General features: G+C 53.3%; 1 protein-coding gene. It reads right to left on the reverse strand.

Annotation, left to right across the window (positions count from 1 at the left end; genetic code table 11):
• Window positions 1–1,143: 3'-5' exonuclease (locus KDK13_RS08545; protein ID WP_306671053.1), on the reverse strand; the 1,143-nt coding region annotated here is incomplete at both ends.

The following is a 1,143-nucleotide window of genomic DNA, read 5'->3' on the forward strand; positions in this document are numbered from 1 at the left end:
CCTTTCATACGGTGGAACTGCAGCTCCCCGGCCCTGGCGCTCAGTGAATCGTGTTGAGCAATCAGCTGGTTAAGGCTTTGGGGGTCAAGCTGTTCGATGGGCAGGTAAAACTCCATTTCAACCCGTCGAGCAGAATCTGGCAGATTAATAAGACGAAGATTGTCCCCATCCAGCGGCGCGTTGAGGCAAGTTAACAACATACCTTTGGTGGCGGGCAGCCACTCTTCGCCATAACCGGCCCGGGCGTGGCTATCCACCAGGAAGTTGTCGAGATAGGCGTCACTGTCTGCACAGCGCAATGCGTTCATATCCAGCTCTTCAAACAGGCTGTGCATAAACGTTCCCGGTTGAGCACCCTTAGGAAAGTTGAACAGGCTTAAAGGGTCGGCTTCAGACTGCGGGTTATCTCGGGCCGTATGTTGTTCATTGATGGCATCAGTATCAAACCCTGGCGATTCATTACTGGCAACGGCCGGTGTCTCAGCGCGATGTGATGCATGCCGTGAAAGCGCCGAGTAGCTGGTGGTCCACCAGTTTCTTTCAATATTTCCTGTGAAATTCCGTGGGCTTAACGACGGTTCTTGTGTATTCACTGGAGCATAGGGTGGGAGAGTATCTGCTGGTGGTGCAGAAATCACGATCTGTTGATGATCACATTGCCCGGCCACTTGCTCCAGCAACAGGTTCAGATCCTGACTGATGATTTCTGAGCCCTGGTTGAGCAAGTAACCAATCGCGCTCTGATGCAGATCAGTTTTACCCTCTTTACCGGCCCTTCCCGATTTGTAGGGAGCCATCCCCAGGTAGCAGCAGTAGACCGAGCGGGTCAGGGCCACATAGAGCAGGCGCAGGTCTTCTGCCAGACGCTCTTTTTCGGAAAGGGCTGAGGCTTGTTCCGAGGGTGTTAATGCCAGCCAGGTTTCACTGGTTTGTGGGTCATGGTACAAGGGGGAATCCGCTTTGCGCAGATGGCATGGAAAGGGGATAAAGACCACCTTGTATTCCAGCCCCTTGGATTTATGAATGGTAATAATCTTGACCAGGTTCCGCTCGCTCTCCAGGTGCAGCTGCTGATCATCGGCGTTTTGATTAGGTCTGATGACCTGTTCGGAAAACCAGCGAGCCAGGGCGGATGCTCCCTGT

This window comes from Endozoicomonas sp. SESOKO1 (assembly GCF_024606265.1).
In the GTDB taxonomy this organism is placed as follows: domain Bacteria; phylum Pseudomonadota; class Gammaproteobacteria; order Pseudomonadales; family Endozoicomonadaceae; genus Endozoicomonas.